This is a genomic window from Virgibacillus sp. NKC19-16, from assembly GCF_021560035.1.
In the GTDB taxonomy this organism is placed as follows: Bacteria; Bacillota; Bacilli; order Bacillales; family Amphibacillaceae; genus Virgibacillus_L; species Virgibacillus_L salidurans.
Map to the genome: position 1 here is coordinate 3,774,514 of NZ_CP074373.1, position 21,914 is coordinate 3,796,427.

A 21,914-nucleotide genomic window follows, 5' to 3' on the forward strand; every position below is an offset into this window, starting at 1 on the left:
TAGGATCTGGTTGAGGTGGCTCCGTGTACCTACATGTTTTATACATTACTTCCTCGGGTACCATTATTATGTAGATAATTTCAGGCAAATATAGATTCTATCAAAGGAGTGTTACAGATGGATCAAGTTTTATTTGTGCAAACAGGTACAGGTATTGACGTGCATGGGCAAAACATTACAAAGGCAGCTACTCGCGCGGTGGAGAATGCGATTTGGTATAACTCCATGCCGGGCATTGAAAAATCCCTTCCCGAGCAAAAACTTGAAAACATGAAGGTGACCGTCAAACTTGCACTGCCACTCGACCGTGAAAAGCTGGACACGGCAAAAATAAAAGGAGCCATTCCATATGGCACGGTTGACGTCGAGCTGACAGAAGGCGGAATGGCAACATCGAGCGGGATTATTTTAGAAGATAAAAATGATGACAATGATTTGATGTATATCGTTAATGCTGCTGTTGAAGTTGGTTATTGATCGACAGAAGCCTCTCTACATTAAGAGAGGCTTCATTATATTATATTCCTTAAGACGAGCGAGCATTCATTTTTCTATAAATTTTCCAAGAATAACCGGATGACATCTGCTCCACCAATAAAGGTTCCCAGCGAACTTCCGAGATTCGCCAAAACGACGACAAGCAGAATTCGGGTCACCTTATTATTCCAAAATCCTTTTACACTAAAAACATCCTCGGTCAGATTTTCAAAATCCCGGACATTCGGGCGTTTGATATAGGCCTGCATGAGTCCTGCAAACCACCCAGCTGCAATTAGTGGGTTTAAAGAAGTTATCGGTGCCGCAATAAATGCCGTAAGAATGGTAATCGGGTGTCCTAAGGCCGCAGCCGCTCCAATTGCAGAAAGAGACCCATTCCAGATCACCCAGCTAATGGACTGCTGAATTCCCGCAGATGGATTTGCGTAAAATGTATACGCGATAATTGCCAGTATGATAATCGGAATAGACCAGGCAATGATTTTAGGTGCGTTTGATTTAGGCGGAACTTGAGATAAGCGTTTTAAATCATGGTCGTTATGGATTTCTTCTTTAATGCCAGGTACATGCGCCGCTCCCAGGACAGCAACGATTTTATTACCCGGTGCTTCTTTGATTTTCTGGGATAAAAATTGATCCCGCTCATCGATTAGCGGTTTTTTCAGTCTTGGAAAGCTTTGCGTAAATTCATGAAGCATCGCATTGAGCGTGTCTTCTGATTTCATTTTCTCCAGGTCCGCTTCAGAAATTGTTTCTTTACTGAAAATCCCGCCGATGACCTGCATGAGAAGCAAAGCCTTTCCTTTGAGACCAATATTACGCCACACCCGGGAAAAGGTGGTTTGAATGTTTCTGTCAGCCAGAACCAAATCTGCGCCAGTTTCCTTCGCTGAGTCAATCCCTTGAATCATTTCCTGACCGGGGCTGATGCCAAATTGCTTGGCCATCCGGTTTTGAAAAGAGGATATAGCAAGGTTCATGAGAAGTAATGTTGCTTTCTTTTCGCGAATCACCTTAAAAATATCCATGTCCTTCCACTTGTTTCCCTCTACGATAGAGTTATACCTGCCTTGATCCAGTTCAATACAAACAGAATCCGGATTTTCAGCCTCAATAACTTCCTTCACCTCTTCAGCACTAGTTTTAGAAACATGCGCCGTCCCAATAAGTATAAATTCCCTATCATCTATATGAATTCGAGTAACATTTTCTTCACTCATGCAGTACCTTCCTAACGAATAAGAGTTATTTTTATCCATTATACCATATGAATGATAGCTGTCACGCCTAGTAATCTATTCCCCGAACAGTGCCTGTCACCACCCGTAATTTGTCGGATTTTGTCAACTGTGATTAGCAGGGCTCCCATGTTATATTGTGCCTTAACAACAATTCGGGTGGTGACAGGCGCGCCCCGCATTTTGTCATATTTTGTCGAAGAGGGTAAGGTCGGGTTCTTTTTATTATTATCGTTGAAAGTGTCAAAAAAGGGGTATTGTTTTAGAAAATTTTCTTATTTTTTGGGCTTTTTTTGTGGTATGATTAAGGTACAAATTAGCTGGAAGGTGGGACCCTTAATGGGCTTGGTTGAGGTTGATGAGGAATTATACTTGAGACTGTTTGAGATAGGGGATGCAGAGGACCTATTTCGGATGATCGATGATTCAAGGGATTATTTACGCGAGTGGCTTTCCTGGGTGGACAATACAAAAACAGTGGATGATTCCCGCGGCTTCATTGAGCATACATTACGGACTTATGAAGCAGAAAGCGAATTTACTGCTGGCATATTTTATCAAGGGAAACTTGTCGGTACTGCTGGTTTTAACAGCTTTGATTGGACGAATAAAGTTGGATACATCGGCTATTGGCTTGCGGAGGGCTACCAAGGAAAAGGCATTATGAGCAGCGTTTGCCGCGCCCTGATATCTTTTGCTTTCTATGAACTGCAACTTAATAAAGTGGCCATCCGTGCAGCCTGTGAAAATAAGAAGAGCAGAGCAATCCCCGAGCGACTTGGGTTTGCAAAAGAAGGGGAAATCCGCCAGGCAGAGTGGCTGTATGATCATTATGTGGATTATGTGGTTTATGGGATGCTTGCGCATGAGTGGGAAAGGAGCAGATTTGTTAAAGGAGGTAACTAAGAACATGGGCGATTGGGGAGAACAAATAAAGATTCCAGCAGTTTATATGCGGGGCGGAACAAGCAAGGGAGTCTTTTTTCTGCAAGATGATTTACCTTCTGATCCAGCAATACGAGATAAAGTATTATTGCGCATTCTGGGAAGTCCAGATCCTTATGGACAGCAGATCGACGGGATGGGAGGTGCAACTTCAAGTACTAGTAAGGTAGTGATTTTAAGCAAAAGTGAACGGTCGGGATGTGATGTAGATTATTTATTCGGGCAGGTATCCATTGGGCAATCGCTGATAGACTGGAGCGGCAACTGTGGGAATCTTACTTCGGCCGTTGGTCCATTTGCAATACATAGAGGTCTGGTAGAAGCTCCGAAGAACGGAATGGCTACAGTTAATATCTGGCAGGGGAATATCGGCAAAAAAATCATAGCTCATGTTCCAGTAAAGAATGAAAAAGTAGAAGAGCTGGGGGATTTCGAGCTTGACGGGGTAACTTTTCAAGCAGCAGAAATAAATTTGGAATTTCTTGATCCTAGTGCCGATGGCGGTGTGTTTCCTACAGGGAACCCAGTAGATAGCCTTCATGTCCCTGGTATAGGCGCAGTGGAAGCGACTTTAATTAATGCTGGGAATCCAGCTGTATTCGTGTCAGCATCATCGTTGGGGATTAGAGGAACGGAGCTGCAAGAGGATATAAATAGTAATGCAGAATTACTGAACCGTTTTGAGGCCATACGTGCTCACAGTGCAGTCATTATGGGTTTAGAGGACAGCCTGGAAGATGCTAAAAGGCGTCAGCACACACCGAAAATTGCATTTTTTGAAGAAGCAAAGCGTTACACCACTTCTGCTGGAAAAAAAGTTTATTGGAATGACATTGATATTTTGGCACGAATTCTTTCAATGGGCAAACTACATCACGCCATGACCGGTACAGGTGCAGTAGCAATTGCAGCCGCGGCTTCGATACCGGGAACTATTGTCAGCAAGATTTTAGGTGGCGCTATGTCAGAACTTCGCTTTGGTCACCCATCTGGTACTTTAACTGTTGGTGCGGAAGCTGCAGACGAAGAAACTGGATGGACTGTAAAAAAAGTTGTTATGAGCCGTAGTGCAAGAAGATTAATGGAGGGGTCTGTTCTAGTACCCGATTTTGTTAACCTTACCTAGTAAATGAAGTCTTTATTTTTCAAACGAGGAAATAACTGGTGTTGTAGATATTGCTAAGTTAGTCTCATTCTTAGCGAGTGATGATTCTTCCTATATAACTGGCTCAAACATCTTTATTGATGGAGGTCTACTAGTAGAATAGTTTCTTGCTTTAATTAATGTACAATGTATAGAAAGAAGCCGGAACAAAAGTGTTATAGTCAAAGAAAAATCCGAACTAGATTCAGGCATTCTTTATTTAGAATTCGAGTCAGTTTGGGTTTTTCTCTTTTCCTTATCACGCAATCATTCATCTTTAGCACTGAGAGTTTTAGTTATGTCCCAGACTCTTATAGTGGGATTTACACCAATAAATCATGTATACCTTAATTATTCTTCCTCAGGAAATTTCCTTCCCTTCACATGCCTACACGTCGTCTGGATCTTTTGGAAGTCCTTTAATCCGTTTCCGGTCCTCCAAAAACAAATTTCGTTTTCTTCTAAAAATAATCCTAAAATCCGCTCATTTGTCACAACCAATTATTTTTTGTCTAGCCAATTAGAATGTTTACACTCACCTTATAAATGGAATAATAAAAGAAACAAGGAGGTACATACATATGGATCCTAGAAATATGCAAAAGGGGAGCACCCCCCGTCAACGCCAGGGCAAGCAGCCTGGTATCGAGTCAAAAATGCAACCAAGGCCTCATCAGCCTACTGAATATATAGGGACAGGTAAATTAAGAGGGAGATCAGCTCTTATCACAGGAGGTGACAGCGGAATCGGTCGTGCTGTAGCCATTCTTTATGCCAAAGAAGGGGCCAATGTCGCGATTTCGTACTTGGATGAGCATGAAGATGCAGAGGAAACGAAACAGCTGGTAGAAGCTGAAGGGGGAAAATGCCTCTTGCTCCCAGGAGATATTAAAGAAGAGTCACATTGCCAGGATTTAGTTGAAAAAACGGTGACTGAATTTGGCAGTATTAATATTCTCGTCAACAATGCGGCGATTCAATACGTTCGTAATGATGTGCTCGAGATATCATCCGAGCAGTTTGAGGAAGTTTTCCGGACGAATTTCTTTTCCCAGTTCTATTTAACAAAAGCTGCTGTCCGCCACATGCAGTCAGGCGATTCGATTATTAGCACCTCTTCGATTAACGCATACCGCGGAAACCCGATCTTCATGGATTATTCCGCAACCAAAGGGGCGATCACCTCCTTTACGCGCAGTATCGCCCAAAGCCTTGCCAGCAAAGGTATTCGTGCCAACACTGTCGCTCCAGGCCCAGTGTGGACACCACTTATCCCTTCTTCTTTTGATGAAGACGGTGTTGAAAATTTTGGCCAAAACTCTCTAATGGGACGCCCGGGACAGCCATCCGAACATGCATGGCCTTATGTCATGCTTGCTTCTGATGAATCATCTTATATGACCGGGCAAGCGATTCATATCAACGGTGGGTCTTGGACGTCATCCTAAATATTCGATAATGAGCAGAGTGTGGGATCCCTTTCTCCCGCACTCTGCATTTTTATGTTCTAAACATTATATATAATAGGAGCCCATACTTTAGATTCTAAAATCTATCATTCTTATCATATCTCTGTTCTCTCCCTTTCCAAGTTGTGGTACTATTAAATTATTCATTTTATTCTATCAGGGAGTGAAGAAATCTGTGTTAAAAAGTAAGTGGTGGTATGTTGTATTTATAGTATTTATTTTCATGATAGCTGGATGTGCATCCGAATCCGAATCCGAATCGGCAGGGGATGCCACGCAACCCGAAAGTGCTGAAGAAACAGTAGAAGGGGGAAATTTGGAAGAGGGGAATAGTCCAGAAACAGAGGAGGTAGCAAAAGTAACAGAAGATGATTTTTTCGCTGATCTTCCGGAACCCCCTACAACTTTGGAAGAACTGCTCACTTATCCTAGCGGTGAATTTTCCGGTAAAGAGTTTGCGGAGCAGTCGGATGACATTGAAAAAATACTGGATCAGTTCCCTGAATCAGGAGAGGAAATAAGTCAGGAAGAGACTAGCAGGTACTGGCAAAAATTATTAACCTTATTTGCCGAGGAATTTCCGGATCCGGAGAATGTTGTTGATCAGTGGGGCGGTTCTACATTGAATGGTCCTGAAGTTGCTGGCGAAGAGGTTCCATTCAAAGAAAATTATAATGTGGAAATCATTCTCGATTCCAGTGGAAGTATGGCCAATTATCAGGGGGATCAGACGCGGATGGAATTGGCGAAGGAAGCAATTACCGAATTTGCGGAGAGCCTGCCGGAAGAAGCGAATGTGGGGCTGCGAGCATATGGTTTCGAGGGAAGTAATGCGGAGGCAGATAAGGAAGTTTCCTGTGCAAGCAATGAACTGGTCTATGAAATAGCACCATATGATGAAGAGGGTCTTGCTGAGGCAATGGAACAATTCAGTCCTACTGGCTGGACACCGCTTGCTGAGGCTATTTCGATGGCTGAATCGGATCTGGCGGAATATGATGGGGAAAATAATACAAATATAATTTACGTCGTGAGTGACGGCGTGGAAACGTGCGATGGGGACCCTGTAGAAGATGCGGAAACCCTTGCTGCATCCAATATCACCCCGGTCGCTAATGTGATTGGCTTTGATGTAGATAATGAAGGCCAGCAGCAACTGGAGGATGTTGCAGAGGCAGCAGAAGGTACATATACCGATGTGGAAAACCAGGACCAACTACAGGATGAATTTCAACGGGCTTCCGAGCTTGCCGGTGAATGGCGGTTGTGGAAGGCGAATGCCATGGGTGACGCCAGGATGGAAAATGTGGACAGAGCCCAATCCATGCGCGATTTTCGATCAGAGTGGTCAGACAGCCACAAAATGGAAAGACATAATTTCAATGAAGCTATTAAGTATCTGCAACGGGAAAGAGAGGCTATCAGCAGAGATACTTCTATGAAACTTCATGACATGAGAAATGAGCGGCTGGATATGCTTTCAGATCTCCGTAGTGATGCTTGGGATAATCTCTCGGAAATAAAGGATAAAGAATTTGAAGAGGCAAAAGATGAGATCCAGGATAAATATGATGCTAATGCGCCGGATTAGAAGAAAAAAGGCCTCCACTGATAACAAAATAGTGCTCTAAAATTGTGTAATTCTGAATATACGATATAATAAACACTGGATATTGATTCGTCCATATTATCACCTGATCCGCTGTGTCAATGGTGAGCAACGGACAACAGGATGGGCCTCTGCAATAATAAACGGCTAATTAGGAAAAAAGGATCTCCCAAGAGCGGCAACTCAGGGGAGACCCTTTTTCTTTTTTCTATCCATCTATCTAAAATATATTCCTGTAAACTAAGCCTTAATAAACCCCAACAGCATCATACGCCCCCTCCACAGCTGCAACTGCATCCGAATTACTTCCATACAAATCCGAAGCCGCTTCAATAGCTGCCTGCCGCATCATACTAAAGTCAGCACTACTCGTTAAATAAAGCGAAAGGGCACGGTAATAAATTTGTTCTGTTGCATCACGTCCTACACCGTTTACTTCTACCCCATAATGTTCTCCGCCTTCTGCCATTAGATACGCAGCTTTGTTATTGATACTACTATTGATATGCACGCCGCCATTATCTAAATCACCTGTATATAACTTGCTCCAATGATCCGGGTAGGGGGCTTGAGTTCTTCTTTCAATAAGGGCAGTTGGATCTTCCATGGAACGTAATCCGATTGTGCCATCTGCCATGATATCGTCACCAATTATCCAATCCTCTCGATCCACCATTGCACCAAATATATCTGCAAACGACTCATTTAGCGCACCTGATTCATCTCGATAGATCAAACCTGCTGTATGTTGAATAACGCCGTGAGCCATTTCATGTGCGGCAACATCTAACCCTCCAGCAAGTGGATGGAATCGCTCCCCGTCGCCATCACCATACGACATCTGCCTCCCGTTCCATGATGCATTATTCCAGTTATCACCAACATGGACGGCAGATATCAAAATCTGCCCATTATCGTCAACGGAATCACGTCCAAATGTGTCTAAAAAGTAATCATATGTCGTCTGTGCATTTGCATGCGCGTCTACTGCTGAACCATCTGTGAACATTTTATTCCTGCTAATAAAGTCCACATTGGTGCCCGTTGTGTTATCATAGGTGACTACGCCGTCTCCTCTAGTCTCATCAAAAAGTCTAAACATATCGTCAAATGCTTCAGCTACAAATTTCTGTCTTTCACCAAAGACACCTGTACCAAATGCCGTAACACTGCTGGTGCCATTATCAACAGTAGTATCCGTAGCAGTATGGGCGGCATTATAGGAATCAATAATATCCCCATTCCTGGCATCGATGAAATAATGCCAATAACCAACTTCAGGGTTTGTCGTAGAACCTGTCACAAGATACGTAAGATAAAACGCATCATCATATTCATAGATATACGGTTCTACATTAATTTCTCCATCATACTGATCTACCGTACCTATTTTCTTTTCAAGCTCCGTTTTAAATATATCTACTGCCTTTTCTTTAGAGACGCTAGATTGTGTTGCTATATTTTCGTTGTCTAAATCAGAAATGACCTGGCCAAAATAGGATGTAACATCATTATTCTCATCCAAAGCTATTGTCTGATCAGCCCCATAAATTGGGATGCCGTTATAATTTTGAACAATCACAAAATGAGAGGTTCCTGTTTCTTGATCTTCTTGTTCATCTATTATTTCAAAGTTTACATTCGTATCACTTTCCAGTTTAAACTCCTCACTATTTTGCTTAATGTAGGCCTGGACGATTTCTTCCTTCGTTAACCCGTCAGGCGCTTCCCAATTTTCAATAATGTAGGAAGGTGTATCATATGTGTCGTTCAACTGAACCTTGGTTTCCTCAGCATATACAGCGGATCCCTGCGCAACTACTCCTACAGAAACGAAGGTAGCCAACGTAAAAGAAAGTATCCCTTTATTGATTTTCAATTATTTCATCTCCCCTAAGTTCGTTATTTGCTTGATACATTTCAATGATTAAATATCTTCGCCCTCTGATTGTGTGGCGTTAAAGATCCATTGCAACTGGAGGCTGTCTCCTTGAAAAATATTTTGATCCTCCCCGTTATCAACAAACTCGAATTCTACCCAAAAATCATGTGTTTCACCAGAATCGAGACCGCCCTTTTGCTCCCATAACGGATCCCAAATATCCCGTTTAACAACATCCGGATCCATTTCACTTAATTCATATAAGGTCGTTTCAAAAACAGGCTCACTCTCCTGATCCCAATTCCATAAGAAATTCACCTTGATATGTTCGCCAAAATCACCATCATTGTCACCATTCATATCCGCTACGGAATAATTTGTTTCTAAATTGACATTTTCTATTTCCAGGCTCCCATCATTGGATAAATTAAACTCACGCATCATCGTGTCACCAGGCTTGAGATTATCAATATCGATAATAGCTTCCGGATTAACCGATAAATCTAATGTTCCTGCCGCAAAGGTGTTATTCGTTTCCTCCTGATCACTAAAATAGGCGAATGTGCCACCACCAACTAATGCTAGTCCTAACATTCCTGAAACCATACTTAAACCTAATTTCTTCTTAATACCCATTCTGTTTCCCCCTCAATTAAAATAGATGATTTCGTGCTTACCCGTAACTTAAATTTCACCTCCGCTTCTCTATTAAAATTCGTATCGTGAATATATAATAATAGAGTATGAATGAAAGAGGTGTCACAATTTGTCATAAATATTATGAATAGTCAAAATTGATTAATTAGTACTGTGTTTTTATAATTTGCAACATAGGGTGAAAGAACTATAATAGATTTAAGAGACTGTGCGAAACATTGACCTAAAGCGAATTCCACCGTAATAAGACTATTAACCTAGTAACTCTTTTTTTATTAAGAGAAAAAAGATGAATAAATAAACCTAGATGATAAATTATCCACTTCAAAAACAATGAAAAAACTGATCCTTTTAACCTTAATTCTTTATAAAGATTGTTTGTAATAGCTCCGATAGTCATGTGTGGATAGGCAAGACATACATTTTGAGTGCCATTTGTCCTAAAATACTTTTATGTAATCAAAAATAATTATGGTAAGATGAAATCAGGTAACTAGCTATATAGGGAGGTAACCACCATCACAACAATATGCTTAATCAGACACGGGGAAACAGATTGGAATGCTGGAGGGAGACTGCAGGGGATGACAGATATTCCATTGAATGATAAGGGGATTCGCCAGGCTGAGGAATGTGCTGCTTTTTTACGTGCGGTCGATTATGATGTACTTATCGCGAGTCCGCTAAAACGGGCAAAACGCACCGCAGAAATCATTAACAATAAATTGAATCTCCCATTTGTGGAAATGGAAGACTTTAAAGAAAGAGCCTTCGGGGATGCTGAACGGATGACGATGGAAGAAAGATTAACGGCATATCCGGACAAAAATTTTCCAAACCAGGAAGAGAGTGAGGCATTTACGCATAGAGTCATGGCCGGAATTGATACCATCACACAAAACTACCCCGATAAAAGCGTGTTGCTTGTCGCTCACGGGGCAGTGATTAATGTTATTCTAACGGTCATCTCGAATGGGGAAATCGGTGCTGATAAAACGAAATTATTGAATGCCTGTATCAGCAACATCCATTATCAGGAAAATCAATGGAATGTGAAAAATTTTAATCTGGTGGATCATTTGTCGTAAAAATTATTGCGTGGTTTCTTCAAAAGTTATTTGGAGAACCTCTTCGGTTTCATTATTAAATTTTATATCAATGAAAACACCATATTCCTTTGTTTCTTCCTTCAGCCATAACTTGAATTTTTGAGTCGTCTCATTATTACTTGTCTGACTGCCTACGTGCAAATAATCAACAATATCAGCATCCGGATACTCCGATTTCGTTTCTTTCATTGCGAGTCGCCCCCATTTTGCATATGGCGGTGTTTCGTCTTCGGCGCTAGCAGTATTATGGATATGTATTGGTGTTGCTGAAATGGAAGTCAGTAATAACGTCATCCCGAGAGCTAGGAATAATTTTCTCATTTTTGTCTACTCCTTTTTTTATGTAGGATGTGCCAAATTTGTTTTTCTTATACAAATGAAAAGAACCGCCAAACATTATTTAGCGGGGCTAATTTTATTTAAGGCTCTTTTCCTAGCGGGTAAAAAGCAGCAATCCTAATTTCAAGTTACATCGTCTTCTATATATTTTGTGTCAAAAGCAACAATCTTTTAGACGACAGCCTTGTTTAAAATGCAGCTGTCCAACCTGCATCTGCGGTTATAACGGTACCATTTACAAAGCTGGATTCATCAGAAGCTAAAAATAGTGCAACATTCGCAATTTCCTCTGATGAACCGGCTCTCGGCATAACAGATTGTGCTAGCTGCGTTCGACTAGCACCGAATTCATTAATATTTTTCATCGTGGAGCCAATGTTTGTTTCAACACCGCCTGGCGCGATGGCATTACAGCGTATCCCCTTGTTGGCATACATAAATCCTGTATTCTTTGTGAAGCCTACAACAGCATGTTTTGATGCGCCATAAGCAGCACCTGCATGGGCGCCATTTAGCCCTCCAGTAGAGGCCGTGTTAACGATAACGCCTTTGCCTTTGTCCAGGAATATAGGCAACGCTTTACGTGTTGCGCGCATCACTGATGTCGTATTGATAGCAAAAATTCTTTCCCATTTCTCATCTTCAATGTCTTCAGCAGGTTCCATGCCATCCATGATCCCAGCATTATTGACAAGAATATCTAACGTGCCATATGATTCAACCGCTGTATCGATCATCTCTTCAATATCTTTTAACTCTGCAACATTCGTTTTTACGGCTTTTGCTATACCACCGTTGGCAGTGATTTCCGAAACTACTTCATCAGCACCCTCTAAGTTAATATCGGAAACGACTACTTTGGCGCCTTCTTTTGCATACAATTCAGCAATAGCTTTACCCATTCCTGATGCTCCACCTGTTACAACAGCAACTTTTCCTTCTAGTCTCATCATGCATGTCTCCTTTTTATTGGTTAAAAATCTACTTTGAATCAAGGATAGAAAATGTAAAACTCTTCTATAATTAATTATAATGAGCTAAGGCTATGACATCAATTATTAGAACAGAAATATGATAAAATGAAAGTAAACGTTTTGTGAACAGTTCTTTGAAAGCTTACTATTTTAGGTAACAGGAGGCTATCTACATGGGCGAATTCACGTTCAAACGACTTTCCGACCTTGAAGATGCATATATAGAACAAGTATGCCAGATTTTTGTTAATGGGTTTTATGATGAATTGAACATTATCTCAAGTGATAAGGATAAGCTTATTCGCATATTTGCCCCTTCACTAATCAAAGAACATTTCTTCGTCGCATTAGACAACAACAGAGAAGTAGTTGGTATTACAGCATTCGCAACAAAAACGCAGGCCTCACAAATAGTAGACAAAGAATTCATGAAAGAGGAATTCGGGAATCTGAAAGGTCGATTGCTCACTTCTATCTTAAACAAGAAAAGTACTCATATTAAGAAAAACCAATGCAATATTGAAAAGGTTGCAACTGCAAGTGAATATAGGGGTAAGGGAGTTGCAACACAATTAATTAATCATATCCTATCAGAGCTCCCATACGAGGAGTTCATACTCGAAGCCATGGGAGCGAATAAAAGTGCAGTTTTTGTTTATAAAAATTTAGGATTTAGGGTTTATAAAAATTTAGGATTTAGGGTTTATAAAACGAGGAAACAATTGATTTTCCATGAGAAAATTGGCTTCGCTAAAAGATTGTATATGAAAAAGGAAATGAAAAGTTGATGAACCCCTCATATCCAAAGAGGGGGTTTTCATCATTTCCCGGGAAATATCGACAAAATTTGAGTGTCATTCGCAAAATTACTTCTGTGCTTGCTCATACAATTCATCAAAATGCTTAACCATTTCCATATCGAGATCTGTTAATCCCTTTGCCTGCCATGACGAAATCTTTAACGTGACAACTTTATAATCAATAGAAATGAACGGATGGTGATTTTTGCCTTCCGCATATGCAGCAACCTGATCTACAAAGCCTACGCCAGCCAGGTAATTTCTAAATCGATACCTGCGCTCGATCCATTTTTCATCGAGTCGCCTCCAATCCGGAAGATTTTCAAGTTCCTTCGCTATTTGTTCTTCAGTTAATCGCTCCATTAATTTCACTTCCTTTCTTCCAGTTTAATTAGAAAACTTAGCATATGTTAAAGGGATTTTTTAGAAAGTGTTATTTGCTTTCTTACCTGCTAAATATTTCAGACGAATGCTATAATTTTCAAACTTATGCACATATTATCCACAGATTTTTGTGGATAATATGTACTTCAAAAAAAGAGGAGAAAACCCATTATTACCGCATCTGCACCCGATGCAAATGTGCAAATATCCCGTCACGCTCCAGCAGCTCCTCATGACTGCCCTCTTCCTCAATGCCATCTTTCGTCACAACCATAATACGATCCGCATTTTTAATCGTTGCGAGTCTGTGTGCGATCACAAGGGTTGTCCGATCTTTGGCAAGTTCATTCAATGCTTTTTGGATGATCATTTCTGTTTCTGTATCAAGAGCAGATGTTGCCTCGTCCAGGATGAGAATTGGCGGGTTTTTCAGGAACATACGGGCAATGGCGATCCGCTGCTTCTGGCCGCCTGAGAGCTTCAATCCACGCTCTCCCACTTGAGTTTCATAGCCAGCAGGTAATTCTGCAATAAATTCTTCCATATGTGCCTGACGTGCCGCTTGCTTGATTTCTTCATCTGTGGCATCAAGTTTCCCGTAAGCAATATTGTCCCGAAGCGTACCTGTGAAAAGGAACACATCCTGCTGTACAACGCCAATTTGCCCACGTAGCGATTCCTTCGTCATATCACGCAGATCCAGCCCGTCGATTGTAATGCTGCCACGATCGACATCGTAGAACCGCGGGATCAGGGAGCATATCGTGGTTTTTCCTGCGCCTGATGGACCGACAAATGCAATCGTTTCGCCTGCTGTAATGTCAAAGCTGAGTGAATGTAGTACAGGCGACTGTGTTTTTTCATAAGCAAATGTGACCTCATTAAATTTGATATCACCATGTAAGCTCCCAACCTCGGTCGCGTTTTCGCGGTTCTTTATATCCGGTTCTGAATCCAATAAATCAATAAAACGCTTAAAGCCGGCCATTCCTTTTGGATACATTTCAAGTAAGGCCGTAATTTTTTGAATGGGATTAAACAGTACGTTCACATACAAAACAAAACTAACCAATTCCCCGTAAGAAAGCCGATCATTAAAAACTAACCAAGCGCCGACAACTAAAACGAGTAACGTGATCAAACGCATGAGCATGTATATATTGGAATTCACAAATGCCATCACTTTATAGGCACTAATTTTTGCCTTTCGAAAGCTATTGTTATCCTTTGTAAAGCGTTCCATTTCAAAGTCTTCATTCGTAAAGGATTGAACAACACGCACTCCCGATACAGCATCTTCCACGCGTGCATTCACACCGGCAATATCCTCATACATCTTACCCCATGCCTTGTTCATCTTAATATTACTGTATGCAATCAAGAAAATCAGAATCGGCACTGCAATTAAAATAATCAATGCCAGCGTCGGATTAATGAAGAACATGATGATAAATGCACCAACAAAAGTCATAGCTGCAATGAAAAAATCCTCCGGCCCGTGGTGTGCCAGCTCACCGATATCAAATAAATCATTGGTAATCCGGCTCATGATATGTCCTGTCTTCGTATTGTCAAAAAATCGAAACGACTGACGCTGAACATGGTTAAACAAATCATGCCGCATATCTGTTTCAATGTTTATCCCGAGTTTATGGCCTAAATATGTCACGATATACTGCAGGAATGTACTAACTAAATAGATCAATAACAGCAAAATACTTACCGTCACGATCAGGCCCCAATTATCCCCGGGTAAAAGTTCATCAATAAACCACTGTACAGCAACCGGGAATGCCAACTCTAAGATTGCAACGATGACTGCAGCGGTAAAATCTATAATGAATAAACGCTTGTGTGGCTTGTAATAAGAGAAAAAACGACGTATCACTGGTGCACTTCCTTTTCTTGTAGTCTAAAGGAAATTATATGGCTAATTGGATGGCTTGGCAATAAGATTGACTCACTTTTTTAAAAAGGTTGTCAAGGTTGTCTCATCTCCCGCATATACATCTAACAAACCAATGATCTGGAGGTGATCTCCCCATGCGATGGAATGTGAGTTTAATCAAATGGATTTGTTATGCAGTAGGTTATGTATTTATAACATCCGGTATTTTAAAATTACTTGTCACTGATTTTAAAAATCTGTTTATCAGTCTTGGACTTCCTTTTCCGGAAACAACATTATTTCTCGTGGCTATAACTGAAATTACGTGTGGCATGCTTATTGTCGGAAGGATGTATGTAAAGTACGCAGTTGCTCCACTTATTCTAATCATGCTTTGCGCTATCTTTATAACAAAAATTCCAGTCCTGTTAGCAGATGGATTTCTATCCTTTGCCTTTGATGCAAGGCTTGATATTGTCATGTTAATTTTACTACTACTTATTTTACAGCATGTCCGTGGAAGAGTCGTCACGTAAAAAAATAAACACATTGCTTGTTAATAACTTACTGGATAAGTGGAGAGCCCTGTGTAAAACCTCTACTTATCCACAAAATTATGCACATATGCACAAATGTTCCTGATTATCTTGTATAGAAATCTACGTTCTATACCATATCTAGATTTTTATCTACAGATTTATGCACAGGCTGTGTATAATATCGTTTATCAATCCACATACAAAAAAACTATCTCCCCACCTGAGAAGATAGCTCATGCACTCTATTGTGAACCAAGCTCTATCGTAGCCTCTGCCTGCTCACCATCCCGATAATATGTCACAACGACCTCATCACCGATTTCTTTTTCCTGATATAATATTTTTCGTAAATCAATCATGTTCATAACCGGTTCTCCGTCAAGTTGTGTGATGACGTCTAGTTGCTCCATCCCCGCTTCATCTGCTGGAGATAGAGGCTCAACACTCCACACATACACACCACCTTCAACATCTTCAGGAAGGTTTAAGGTATTATTCCATTCGGATTGTGGGACTTCATCAAGGGAATAAATTTCTACCCCTAAGTATGGGCGTGTGACTTCACCAGTTGCTTCAAGCTCCTGGATGGTTGGCATCGCGGCGTCAATCGGAATGGCAAACCCGATTCCCTCCACAGCAGCCTGATTCACCTTCATGGAATTAATGCCAATAAGCTGGCCGGAAATATTAATTAGTGCCCCACCACTGTTTCCGGGGTTAATGGCAGCATCTGTTTGAATAACTTCTGCTTGCCAGTCAGCGCGTCCATCCTGGTTAAAGTCCTGTGGGATCGTTCGTTGTGTCCCGCTGATGACCCCTTGTGTGACCGAACTGGAAAACATCATACCTAGCGGGTTACCGATTGCAATTGCCGGTTCGCCGACCTTGATATTTTCTGAGGAGCCGATTTCAGCGACACCTTGCACTTCTGATCCGTCCATGCGGAGTACAGCTAAGTCAGAAAACAAATCACCGCCAAGTATTTCTGCCTCAATGCGCGTGTCATCGGATAAAACGACCTCGACCGTGTCTGCACCTTGCACAACATGTTGATTTGTCACAACAAATGCAGTGCCGTCTTCAACTTTATAAATAACACCTGATCCGGTTCCTGCTTGACTACTTTCTTCTTGCTGCTGCCAAAAGTCCCCCTGGCGTTGAATATTAATGACACCAACAACTGCCGGTGTTACCTCTTCCACAACCTCCGTTATCTGTGTGGAAACATCAACATTAACACTGGTATTCACATTATTGCCCTCATCGTATGTTTGGATATTCGCTTCATCATTACTATTGTTATTGTTGTCCGCTTGTCCTGCCCATTGATCTGGTAAGAAATTTGAATTCGATAGGGCTGGCAATGCTACAACCACTAATAAAATACCAATAATAACACCCAACATGGCAGGAACGAGCCAGCCGCGCTTTTTTTTACTATTACGATGTGGATTTGGCGGGTAATTCCGATTGTAATATCCCATATATCTATCCCCTTATCTTGGTGTATAGTATCATATGCAACTGATTATAGTATTACCCTTTATACTAAAAAAGATTTACATCAATTCACTACACGACATCATACAAAGCTGTGGGTGCTTTTGGGTCAGTATCACATAAATCAAGCTTGATGCCACGTTCCTGCAACATGTTATCAACAGACATGCGCGCAAGATCTTTCATGTTATTATCTTGGCTCAAATGTGCTAAATAAATTCGCTTTGTTTCATTTCCGATAATATCCGCAAGGGCCAGGCCAGCGTCCTCATTAGAGACATGCCCTGAATCACCTAAAATACGGCGTTTTACATTCCATGGATAACGGCCCATTCGTAGCATGCCGACATCATGATTTGCCTCGAAAATATAAGCATTGGCATCTTCTACCGTTTTTTTAATACGTTCAGATACATAACCAAGATCTGTAACTAGGGCTATCTTTTTCCCGTCATGGCGAAACGTATAAAACATCGGCTCTGCTGCGTCATGCGAGACACCGAATGATTCAATATCCATGTCACCGAATGTCTTTATCTCACCCATGCCGAAATGAAACTTCTGGTCTAATGAAATTTTACCTATCGACCCCTCCATTGCCTTCCACGTCTTTTCATTTGCATAAATTGGCAGATTATATTTTCTGGCAACAACTCCTAACCCTTTAATATGATCACTATGCTCGTGGGTTACCAAAATACCTGTTAGCGCGCTCGGATCTACTTTTATCCCGTCAAACAATTGATCCAATTGTTTCCCGCTTAATCCCGCATCCACGAGGATCTTTTCTTTTTCTGATTCAATATAAAATGCATTGCCTGTGCTGCCGGATGCTAATACACTAAAACGAATTGTCATTTTCTCCTTCACTCCGATTATTCTCTTCCCTTGATTCAAGTACATTTAACACGGGATCCTTTATCTCGCTCTCATCATCCAACGTGCGAACACTTGAAATGATCGATCCTATCGTGTCGTTTAGAAACGCTGATTCTTCACTATTAAATATGGTTCCTTCAATCGCATTTACGAAATAATCTCGTTCGATCTGCTCATCGCTTCCTTCATTAACCGCTACTTTATACGTAGGGGCAAATACTTGTTCATTATTTTCTAAAGGAACTCTTGTATAAAATCCAATATTTACGTTTGATATCTCTTCATCTGGAAATAACTGATTTCTTGTATACAATGTTTCAATAGCTCTCATCGGCTCAATCAGTGTCCGTTTTTCGCCTTGAGTCTCTACTTCCCCGAGCATTGTTTGTGTGTAGAATTGCATATTATTTTCGTCATCCAGAAAAATGAGTACGATTCCACTCTGATTGAGGTAGACAGGGAGATCATTCGTTACCTGGAAAAAGAGCAACACATTTTTTTCTGTATTCCATTCCCCAAATACGTAATTCTCAGAGAGCAAAATTTCATCCTCCACAATCGCGTTTATTTCTTCCTGCGAAGCATCATCTGGAATAGGGACTGGATCTTCAAACGCTGACAGAATAAGGTTATTATTGATCACCTCAGAAGTTTGATTGTCAAAACCTTCTAATTGATCACGTTCCTGTTCGGTAAACGTTTTTTGTCCGGTCGAAATATAGGATTCCTCTGTAATATCAACCCCAATATCGCCGAGGGTAATATTTTCAGATTCAAGCTGGTCAGTAATAGGGGATTCCGAATCCTCTAGGACGCTTAGATTCGCCTGCTCCTGCTTATTCAAAAACTGGAATAATAAATAGGCATTCAAAATAAGGAAACAGATGATAAACAGAGTCTTTATCTTACTCCAGTCCATCTTGAACCCCCCTTCACTTGGTGCTATATCTTCAATCGCATACCAGCCTTCGTTATACTTCATATACCACGTTGGTTCAAGCGAAACATAATCACGATTTACAGTCATTCGGTAACCAAGCTCCAGGTCCTGGATATTTCCCAGCTCATAATTGGGACTTAATCTGTTTTGCAAAAAGTAAATGACATCATTCCCTGATGGCAGTTCTACCGAGTGACTGTCCAGCGTGTCGTTTAAAAGAAAAAGTGGGCGCGTATATTTCGTCAGCGCTTGATTCTGCCATTCTTGTTCAATCATTGCTAGATCTGCATTATTAAACACCGGATAACCGAGATAGTACATTCGATAGCCCACATGACCAGCGGATGACTGAAGATCTGTAAGTTTATAGTCTTCTGTCCATCCATTGTGTTCATTGATATTTAAAATACTTCTATCCAATAACTCTACGGCAGTCCCACTCTGAGTCCCTCCTGTCGATTGCGGATTGATGTATTCCATGCTGCTACCAAATTGCTCGACAGTCATCCCCCGTTGTGCATCTGAATAATAGCTTTCACCGGAACCTGTGACGGATGTATTTGATTCACTGACTAAGGAAGGATTAGGAAACAGGGCGTTCACCATATTATTCGGATGAACACCGCTTATGGCCACCGCTGATAGTTGCTCCATCGTCTTTGACTCTTCGGGAATATAGATCGGCGACTCCCCTTCATCAAATAAAACATATGCACTTAACTCCTCGCGTGACGTTATGGTGTTCCATAGCTGCCTGTAGTGATCAGACGCATTGATTACCGCTCTAGCCTGCTGCCGGCCGTCAATCGATACGAATTCCACCCTTAAAGATGCCGTTTCTTCATCAAATGTAAAATACATACGATCAAACGACCAACTTGGAAATTCTTCTATATCTTCATTAAATGTAAAAATTTGATTTACTATTTCCATTGGTAGGTCTTCCGGAAATATAACCTCTACCTCATAATTCTGTTCTACTCTTCCTTCCGTTTCACTTGTTTCAAAATTACTCATTTCCCATGATTGCATATCCTGGTACATGTTAAGGAGGTCGGATGGATTCGAATATCCAAAATGCTGGTTATTTGCATGGAATATAATCTCACTTGGTTCAACAATGGTGCTTATTGTTTCATCCCCACTACCGCCTATATCCACTTCATTGATAACGGAAGATTGATTTTGTGTTTCATAATTAGGTTGATAATTCCACAAGCCAAATGTGAGCAGTAAACTCAACCCGATTAAAATCACTAATATAAACGTTTTTACTGTTTCAAGTTTCATTTGTTATCCCTCCGCTTCTCATTCATAAGCGGAAGGGTAAAGAGGACCGTTGTCCCTTTTCCTTCTTTGCTCTTAGCCCAAATTTTACCATAATGTGCCTCTACCAGTTCTTTTGAAATGGCTAGTCCTAAGCCTGTTCCACCAAGTTTTCTTGTTCTCGCTTTATCCGCTCTGTAAAAACGTTCAAAGATTTTTTCCAGTTTATCATAAGCAATTCCCATGCCTTCGTCTTGTACACTGACAAGCAGAAAATGCTTTTTATTTTCTAATTTCAGGCGAATGACGCCACCCTCAGGTGAATATTTAATCGCATTTGAAATAACATTATCGAGCACCTGTGTCATTTTATCCTTGTCCATCCATACATTGAATTTAGCCTTTGGCACTTCTCGCTTGAGCGCTATATGTTCTGGAATATTCATATCAAATCGATCAATTACTTCATGGAAATAATTCGTGAAATTGGTTTTCTCCATTTCTAACCCATAGCTCTTCGTATCCATTCGTGAAAGCTGCAGGAGATCATTTACCATGCGAATCATTCGTTCCGTCTCATTTTGCGTGACGCGTAAGAATTTAGGCGCGATTTCCTTATCCTCCCAAGCACCGTCAGTCAATGCCTCCATATAACTTTTCATCGTTGTGAGTGGTGTGCGTAATTCATGGGACACATTGGAAACAAACTCCCTGCGATCCTGATCTATTCTTTCTTGTTCTGTCACATCGCTAATTACGGTAATAAATCCAGTAACCTCATCTTCCTCGTCAAAGACGGTAGAGAAGTTTGCCCGAACAAGGAAAAACTGTTCATCATCACTGAAATCAATAATGATAGAGCCACTGTCCTGTAATTCCGTAATATCCACAATTTTTCCTTCCAGTGGTAAAACATCAAGCAAAAATCCACCAATGATTTCTTCAGGATCTTCCCCAATTAACCTGCCGGCGGCTTCGTTCATTAATATGACCGCCCCTGTAACGTCTGTAGAAATAACCCCATCAGACATATTGGAAAGCACAGAACTAAGCTTCCTGCGTTCTTCCTCGATGGTTGCATAAGAATGCTTCAGGCGGCTATTTAAATCATTAAAGGTATCTGCCAGCTGACCAATTTCATCCTTACTATAGACATTTACCTTTTGCGTAAAGTCTCCCTTGGCCATGGTTTGTGCTTGCATCTGCATCTCTGAAATCGGCCTTGTAATCGTCCGCGCTACTAATATCCCAATAAATGCAGAAACGGCAATTGCGAGCATAGACCCTTGCAGGAAGATCTCATTAATATTCTGAATCTGGTCATAGACACCTTCAAGCGATGCTTCTAAATAAATAACACCATTCGAATTGCCCTCATTATCAAATATGGGTACTGCCTGTACATACACCCGATTACCGGTATCTTGAGTCACATACGTATTTTCCTGTTCCTGATCCAGAAATAGAGCGGATTGCACAATCTCCCTCGTTGTCTTTTTGCCAACTTCATCCTGATTAAAAACATCATTCGATCCGATAATACGATTTTGATTATTAATGACTTGAATACTTGTAATATCTTCTGTATCTACATCACTTACAATACGTTGAATTTCTTCCTGCAGTGTTGGTCCTTCATCATCCTCACTACGCTCCCGATTAAATGCTTGCTCCACATTATAGGAGAGTAAATCCACACGATCATGAACGGAATCTTCAAAGCTATCCCGAAGCTCTGTTTCCAATTCATTCGTGAAAAAGGAACCAATAACCTGAATCGCAACAAGCAATAACAGAATGTAAATAATAATAAACTTTAATTGAATCGAACGAAAAAAACCAACTTTATTCATC

Annotated in this window: 20 protein-coding genes; 9 read left to right on the plus strand and 11 right to left on the minus strand. The window is 41.0% G+C overall.

Features of this window, described 5'->3' with window-relative positions; genetic code table 11:
* Positions 1 to 117 precede the first annotated feature (117 nt).
* On the plus strand, positions 118 to 477 hold the full coding sequence (locus KFZ58_RS18825) for a Lin0512 family protein (protein ID WP_235792815.1): 360 nt from the start codon (positions 118 to 120) through the stop codon (positions 475 to 477).
* Between the two features lie 74 nt (positions 478 to 551).
* Here KFZ58_RS18825 and KFZ58_RS18830 read toward each other — a convergent pair whose 3' ends face one another.
* Positions 552 to 1,718 carry a TraB/GumN family protein gene (locus KFZ58_RS18830; protein ID WP_235792816.1) on the minus strand — a complete coding sequence of 389 codons (1,167 nt, stop codon included), beginning with the start codon at positions 1,716 to 1,718 and terminating at the stop codon, positions 552 to 554.
* 357 nt (positions 1,719 to 2,075) lie between these two features.
* Between KFZ58_RS18830 and KFZ58_RS18835 the strand changes: the two genes are divergently transcribed.
* From KFZ58_RS18835 to KFZ58_RS18855, 5 genes are all read left to right on the plus strand, one after another.
* Positions 2,076 to 2,642 (plus strand): GNAT family N-acetyltransferase, encoded by a 567-nt coding sequence (locus tag KFZ58_RS18835; protein ID WP_235792817.1) that lies wholly within the window; start codon positions 2,076 to 2,078, stop codon positions 2,640 to 2,642.
* 4 nt (positions 2,643 to 2,646) lie between these two features.
* A complete protein-coding gene (gene prpF, locus KFZ58_RS18840) occupies positions 2,647 to 3,807 on the plus strand; it encodes a 2-methylaconitate cis-trans isomerase PrpF (protein ID WP_235792818.1) in 1,161 nt (386 codons plus the stop codon).
* 49 nt (positions 3,808 to 3,856) lie between these two features.
* Positions 3,857 to 3,949, plus strand: a complete 93-nt coding sequence (locus KFZ58_RS18845) for an SDR family oxidoreductase (protein WP_370642515.1) — start codon at positions 3,857 to 3,859, stop codon at positions 3,947 to 3,949.
* A 457-nt stretch (positions 3,950 to 4,406) separates the two neighbouring features.
* Positions 4,407 to 5,273 carry an SDR family oxidoreductase gene (locus KFZ58_RS18850; protein ID WP_235792819.1) on the plus strand — a complete coding sequence of 289 codons (867 nt, stop codon included), beginning with the start codon at positions 4,407 to 4,409 and terminating at the stop codon, positions 5,271 to 5,273.
* 196 nt (positions 5,274 to 5,469) lie between these two features.
* Positions 5,470 to 6,885 (plus strand): vWA domain-containing protein, encoded by a 1,416-nt coding sequence (locus tag KFZ58_RS18855; RefSeq protein WP_235792820.1) that lies wholly within the window; start codon positions 5,470 to 5,472, stop codon positions 6,883 to 6,885.
* Positions 6,886 to 7,150: 265 nt separating this feature from the next.
* Here the strand turns inward: KFZ58_RS18855 and KFZ58_RS18860 are convergent, their stop codons facing one another.
* Entirely contained in the window at positions 7,151 to 8,776 is a 1,626-nt protein-coding gene (locus tag KFZ58_RS18860; RefSeq protein WP_235794781.1) for a M4 family metallopeptidase, read from the minus strand.
* Between the two features lie 54 nt (positions 8,777 to 8,830).
* Positions 8,831 to 9,421 carry a CalY family protein gene (locus tag KFZ58_RS18865; RefSeq protein WP_235792821.1) on the minus strand — a complete coding sequence of 197 codons (591 nt, stop codon included), beginning with the start codon at positions 9,419 to 9,421 and terminating at the stop codon, positions 8,831 to 8,833.
* A 539-nt stretch (positions 9,422 to 9,960) separates the two neighbouring features.
* Between KFZ58_RS18865 and KFZ58_RS18870 the strand changes: the two genes are divergently transcribed.
* Positions 9,961 to 10,530, plus strand: coding sequence for a histidine phosphatase family protein (locus KFZ58_RS18870; protein ID WP_235794782.1), 570 nt, complete (start codon positions 9,961 to 9,963; stop codon positions 10,528 to 10,530).
* A 3-nt stretch (positions 10,531 to 10,533) separates the two neighbouring features.
* Here KFZ58_RS18870 and KFZ58_RS18875 read toward each other — a convergent pair whose 3' ends face one another.
* Both KFZ58_RS18875 and KFZ58_RS18880 read right to left on the minus strand, forming a co-directional pair.
* Positions 10,534 to 10,872 carry a YqzG/YhdC family protein gene (locus KFZ58_RS18875; RefSeq protein WP_235792822.1) on the minus strand — a complete coding sequence of 113 codons (339 nt, stop codon included), beginning with the start codon at positions 10,870 to 10,872 and terminating at the stop codon, positions 10,534 to 10,536.
* A gap of 206 nt (positions 10,873 to 11,078) precedes the next feature.
* Positions 11,079 to 11,840 (minus strand): SDR family oxidoreductase, encoded by a 762-nt coding sequence (locus tag KFZ58_RS18880; RefSeq protein WP_235792823.1) that lies wholly within the window; start codon positions 11,838 to 11,840, stop codon positions 11,079 to 11,081.
* 197 nt (positions 11,841 to 12,037) lie between these two features.
* Between KFZ58_RS18880 and KFZ58_RS18885 the strand changes: the two genes are divergently transcribed.
* A complete protein-coding gene (locus tag KFZ58_RS18885; protein WP_235792824.1) occupies positions 12,038 to 12,652 on the plus strand; it encodes a GNAT family N-acetyltransferase in 615 nt (204 codons plus the stop codon).
* A gap of 78 nt (positions 12,653 to 12,730) precedes the next feature.
* Here KFZ58_RS18885 and KFZ58_RS18890 read toward each other — a convergent pair whose 3' ends face one another.
* Positions 12,731 to 13,027, minus strand: coding sequence for a 4a-hydroxytetrahydrobiopterin dehydratase (locus KFZ58_RS18890; RefSeq protein WP_235792825.1), 297 nt, complete (start codon positions 13,025 to 13,027; stop codon positions 12,731 to 12,733).
* Between the two features lie 193 nt (positions 13,028 to 13,220).
* Positions 13,221 to 14,936, minus strand: a complete 1,716-nt coding sequence (locus KFZ58_RS18895; RefSeq protein WP_235792826.1) for an ABC transporter ATP-binding protein — start codon at positions 14,934 to 14,936, stop codon at positions 13,221 to 13,223.
* 155 nt (positions 14,937 to 15,091) lie between these two features.
* On the opposite strand from KFZ58_RS18895, the gene KFZ58_RS18900 reads away from it, so the two are divergent.
* Complete coding sequence (locus KFZ58_RS18900; protein WP_235792827.1) at positions 15,092 to 15,472, plus strand: DoxX family protein; 381 nt, start codon at positions 15,092 to 15,094, stop codon at positions 15,470 to 15,472.
* A 245-nt stretch (positions 15,473 to 15,717) separates the two neighbouring features.
* On the opposite strand, the gene KFZ58_RS18905 is transcribed toward KFZ58_RS18900, so the two are convergent.
* The 4 genes from KFZ58_RS18905 to walK form a co-directional block, all read right to left on the minus strand.
* Positions 15,718 to 16,959: a S1C family serine protease gene (locus tag KFZ58_RS18905; RefSeq protein WP_235792828.1), complete on the minus strand. Its 1,242-nt coding sequence runs from the start codon at positions 16,957 to 16,959 to the stop codon at positions 15,718 to 15,720.
* Positions 16,960 to 17,047: 88 nt separating this feature from the next.
* Positions 17,048 to 17,833, minus strand: a complete 786-nt coding sequence (locus KFZ58_RS18910) for an MBL fold metallo-hydrolase (protein WP_235792829.1) — start codon at positions 17,831 to 17,833, stop codon at positions 17,048 to 17,050.
* Positions 17,817 to 20,084 carry a two-component system regulatory protein YycI gene (gene yycI / locus KFZ58_RS18915; protein ID WP_235792830.1) on the minus strand — a complete coding sequence of 756 codons (2,268 nt, stop codon included), beginning with the start codon at positions 20,082 to 20,084 and terminating at the stop codon, positions 17,817 to 17,819. The genes KFZ58_RS18910 and yycI overlap by 17 nt, the downstream gene beginning before the upstream one ends.
* Positions 20,081 to 21,913, minus strand: coding sequence for a cell wall metabolism sensor histidine kinase WalK (gene walK / locus KFZ58_RS18920; RefSeq protein ID WP_235792831.1), 1,833 nt, complete (start codon positions 21,911 to 21,913; stop codon positions 20,081 to 20,083). Before walK ends, yycI begins: the two co-directional genes overlap by 4 nt.
* Position 21,914 lies beyond the last annotated feature (1 nt).

Bases quoted from the DNA above. Each gene is read 5' to 3' on its own strand.
- KFZ58_RS18825 (WP_235792815.1), top strand. From the start codon at position 118: ATGGATCAAGTTTTATTTGTGCAAACAGGTACAGGTATTGACGTGCAT.
- KFZ58_RS18830 (WP_235792816.1), bottom strand. From the start codon at position 1,718: ATGAGTGAAGAAAATGTTACTCGAATTCATATAGATGATAGGGAATTT.
- KFZ58_RS18835 (WP_235792817.1), top strand. From the start codon at position 2,076: ATGGGCTTGGTTGAGGTTGATGAGGAATTATACTTGAGACTGTTTGAG.
- prpF (WP_235792818.1), top strand. From the start codon at position 2,647: ATGGGCGATTGGGGAGAACAAATAAAGATTCCAGCAGTTTATATGCGG.
- KFZ58_RS18850 (WP_235792819.1), top strand. From the start codon at position 4,407: ATGGATCCTAGAAATATGCAAAAGGGGAGCACCCCCCGTCAACGCCAG.
- KFZ58_RS18865 (WP_235792821.1), bottom strand. From the start codon at position 9,421: ATGGGTATTAAGAAGAAATTAGGTTTAAGTATGGTTTCAGGAATGTTA.
- KFZ58_RS18875 (WP_235792822.1), bottom strand. From the start codon at position 10,872: ATGAGAAAATTATTCCTAGCTCTCGGGATGACGTTATTACTGACTTCC.
- KFZ58_RS18880 (WP_235792823.1), bottom strand. From the start codon at position 11,840: ATGAGACTAGAAGGAAAAGTTGCTGTTGTAACAGGTGGAGCATCAGGA.
- KFZ58_RS18885 (WP_235792824.1), top strand. From the start codon at position 12,038: ATGGGCGAATTCACGTTCAAACGACTTTCCGACCTTGAAGATGCATAT.
- KFZ58_RS18890 (WP_235792825.1), bottom strand. From the start codon at position 13,027: ATGGAGCGATTAACTGAAGAACAAATAGCGAAGGAACTTGAAAATCTT.
- KFZ58_RS18900 (WP_235792827.1), top strand. From the start codon at position 15,092: ATGCGATGGAATGTGAGTTTAATCAAATGGATTTGTTATGCAGTAGGT.
- KFZ58_RS18905 (WP_235792828.1), bottom strand. From the start codon at position 16,959: ATGGGATATTACAATCGGAATTACCCGCCAAATCCACATCGTAATAGT.
- KFZ58_RS18910 (WP_235792829.1), bottom strand. From the start codon at position 17,833: ATGACAATTCGTTTTAGTGTATTAGCATCCGGCAGCACAGGCAATGCA.
- yycI (WP_235792830.1), bottom strand. From the start codon at position 20,084: ATGAAACTTGAAACAGTAAAAACGTTTATATTAGTGATTTTAATCGGG.
- walK (WP_235792831.1), bottom strand. From the start codon at position 21,913: ATGAATAAAGTTGGTTTTTTTCGTTCGATTCAATTAAAGTTTATTATT.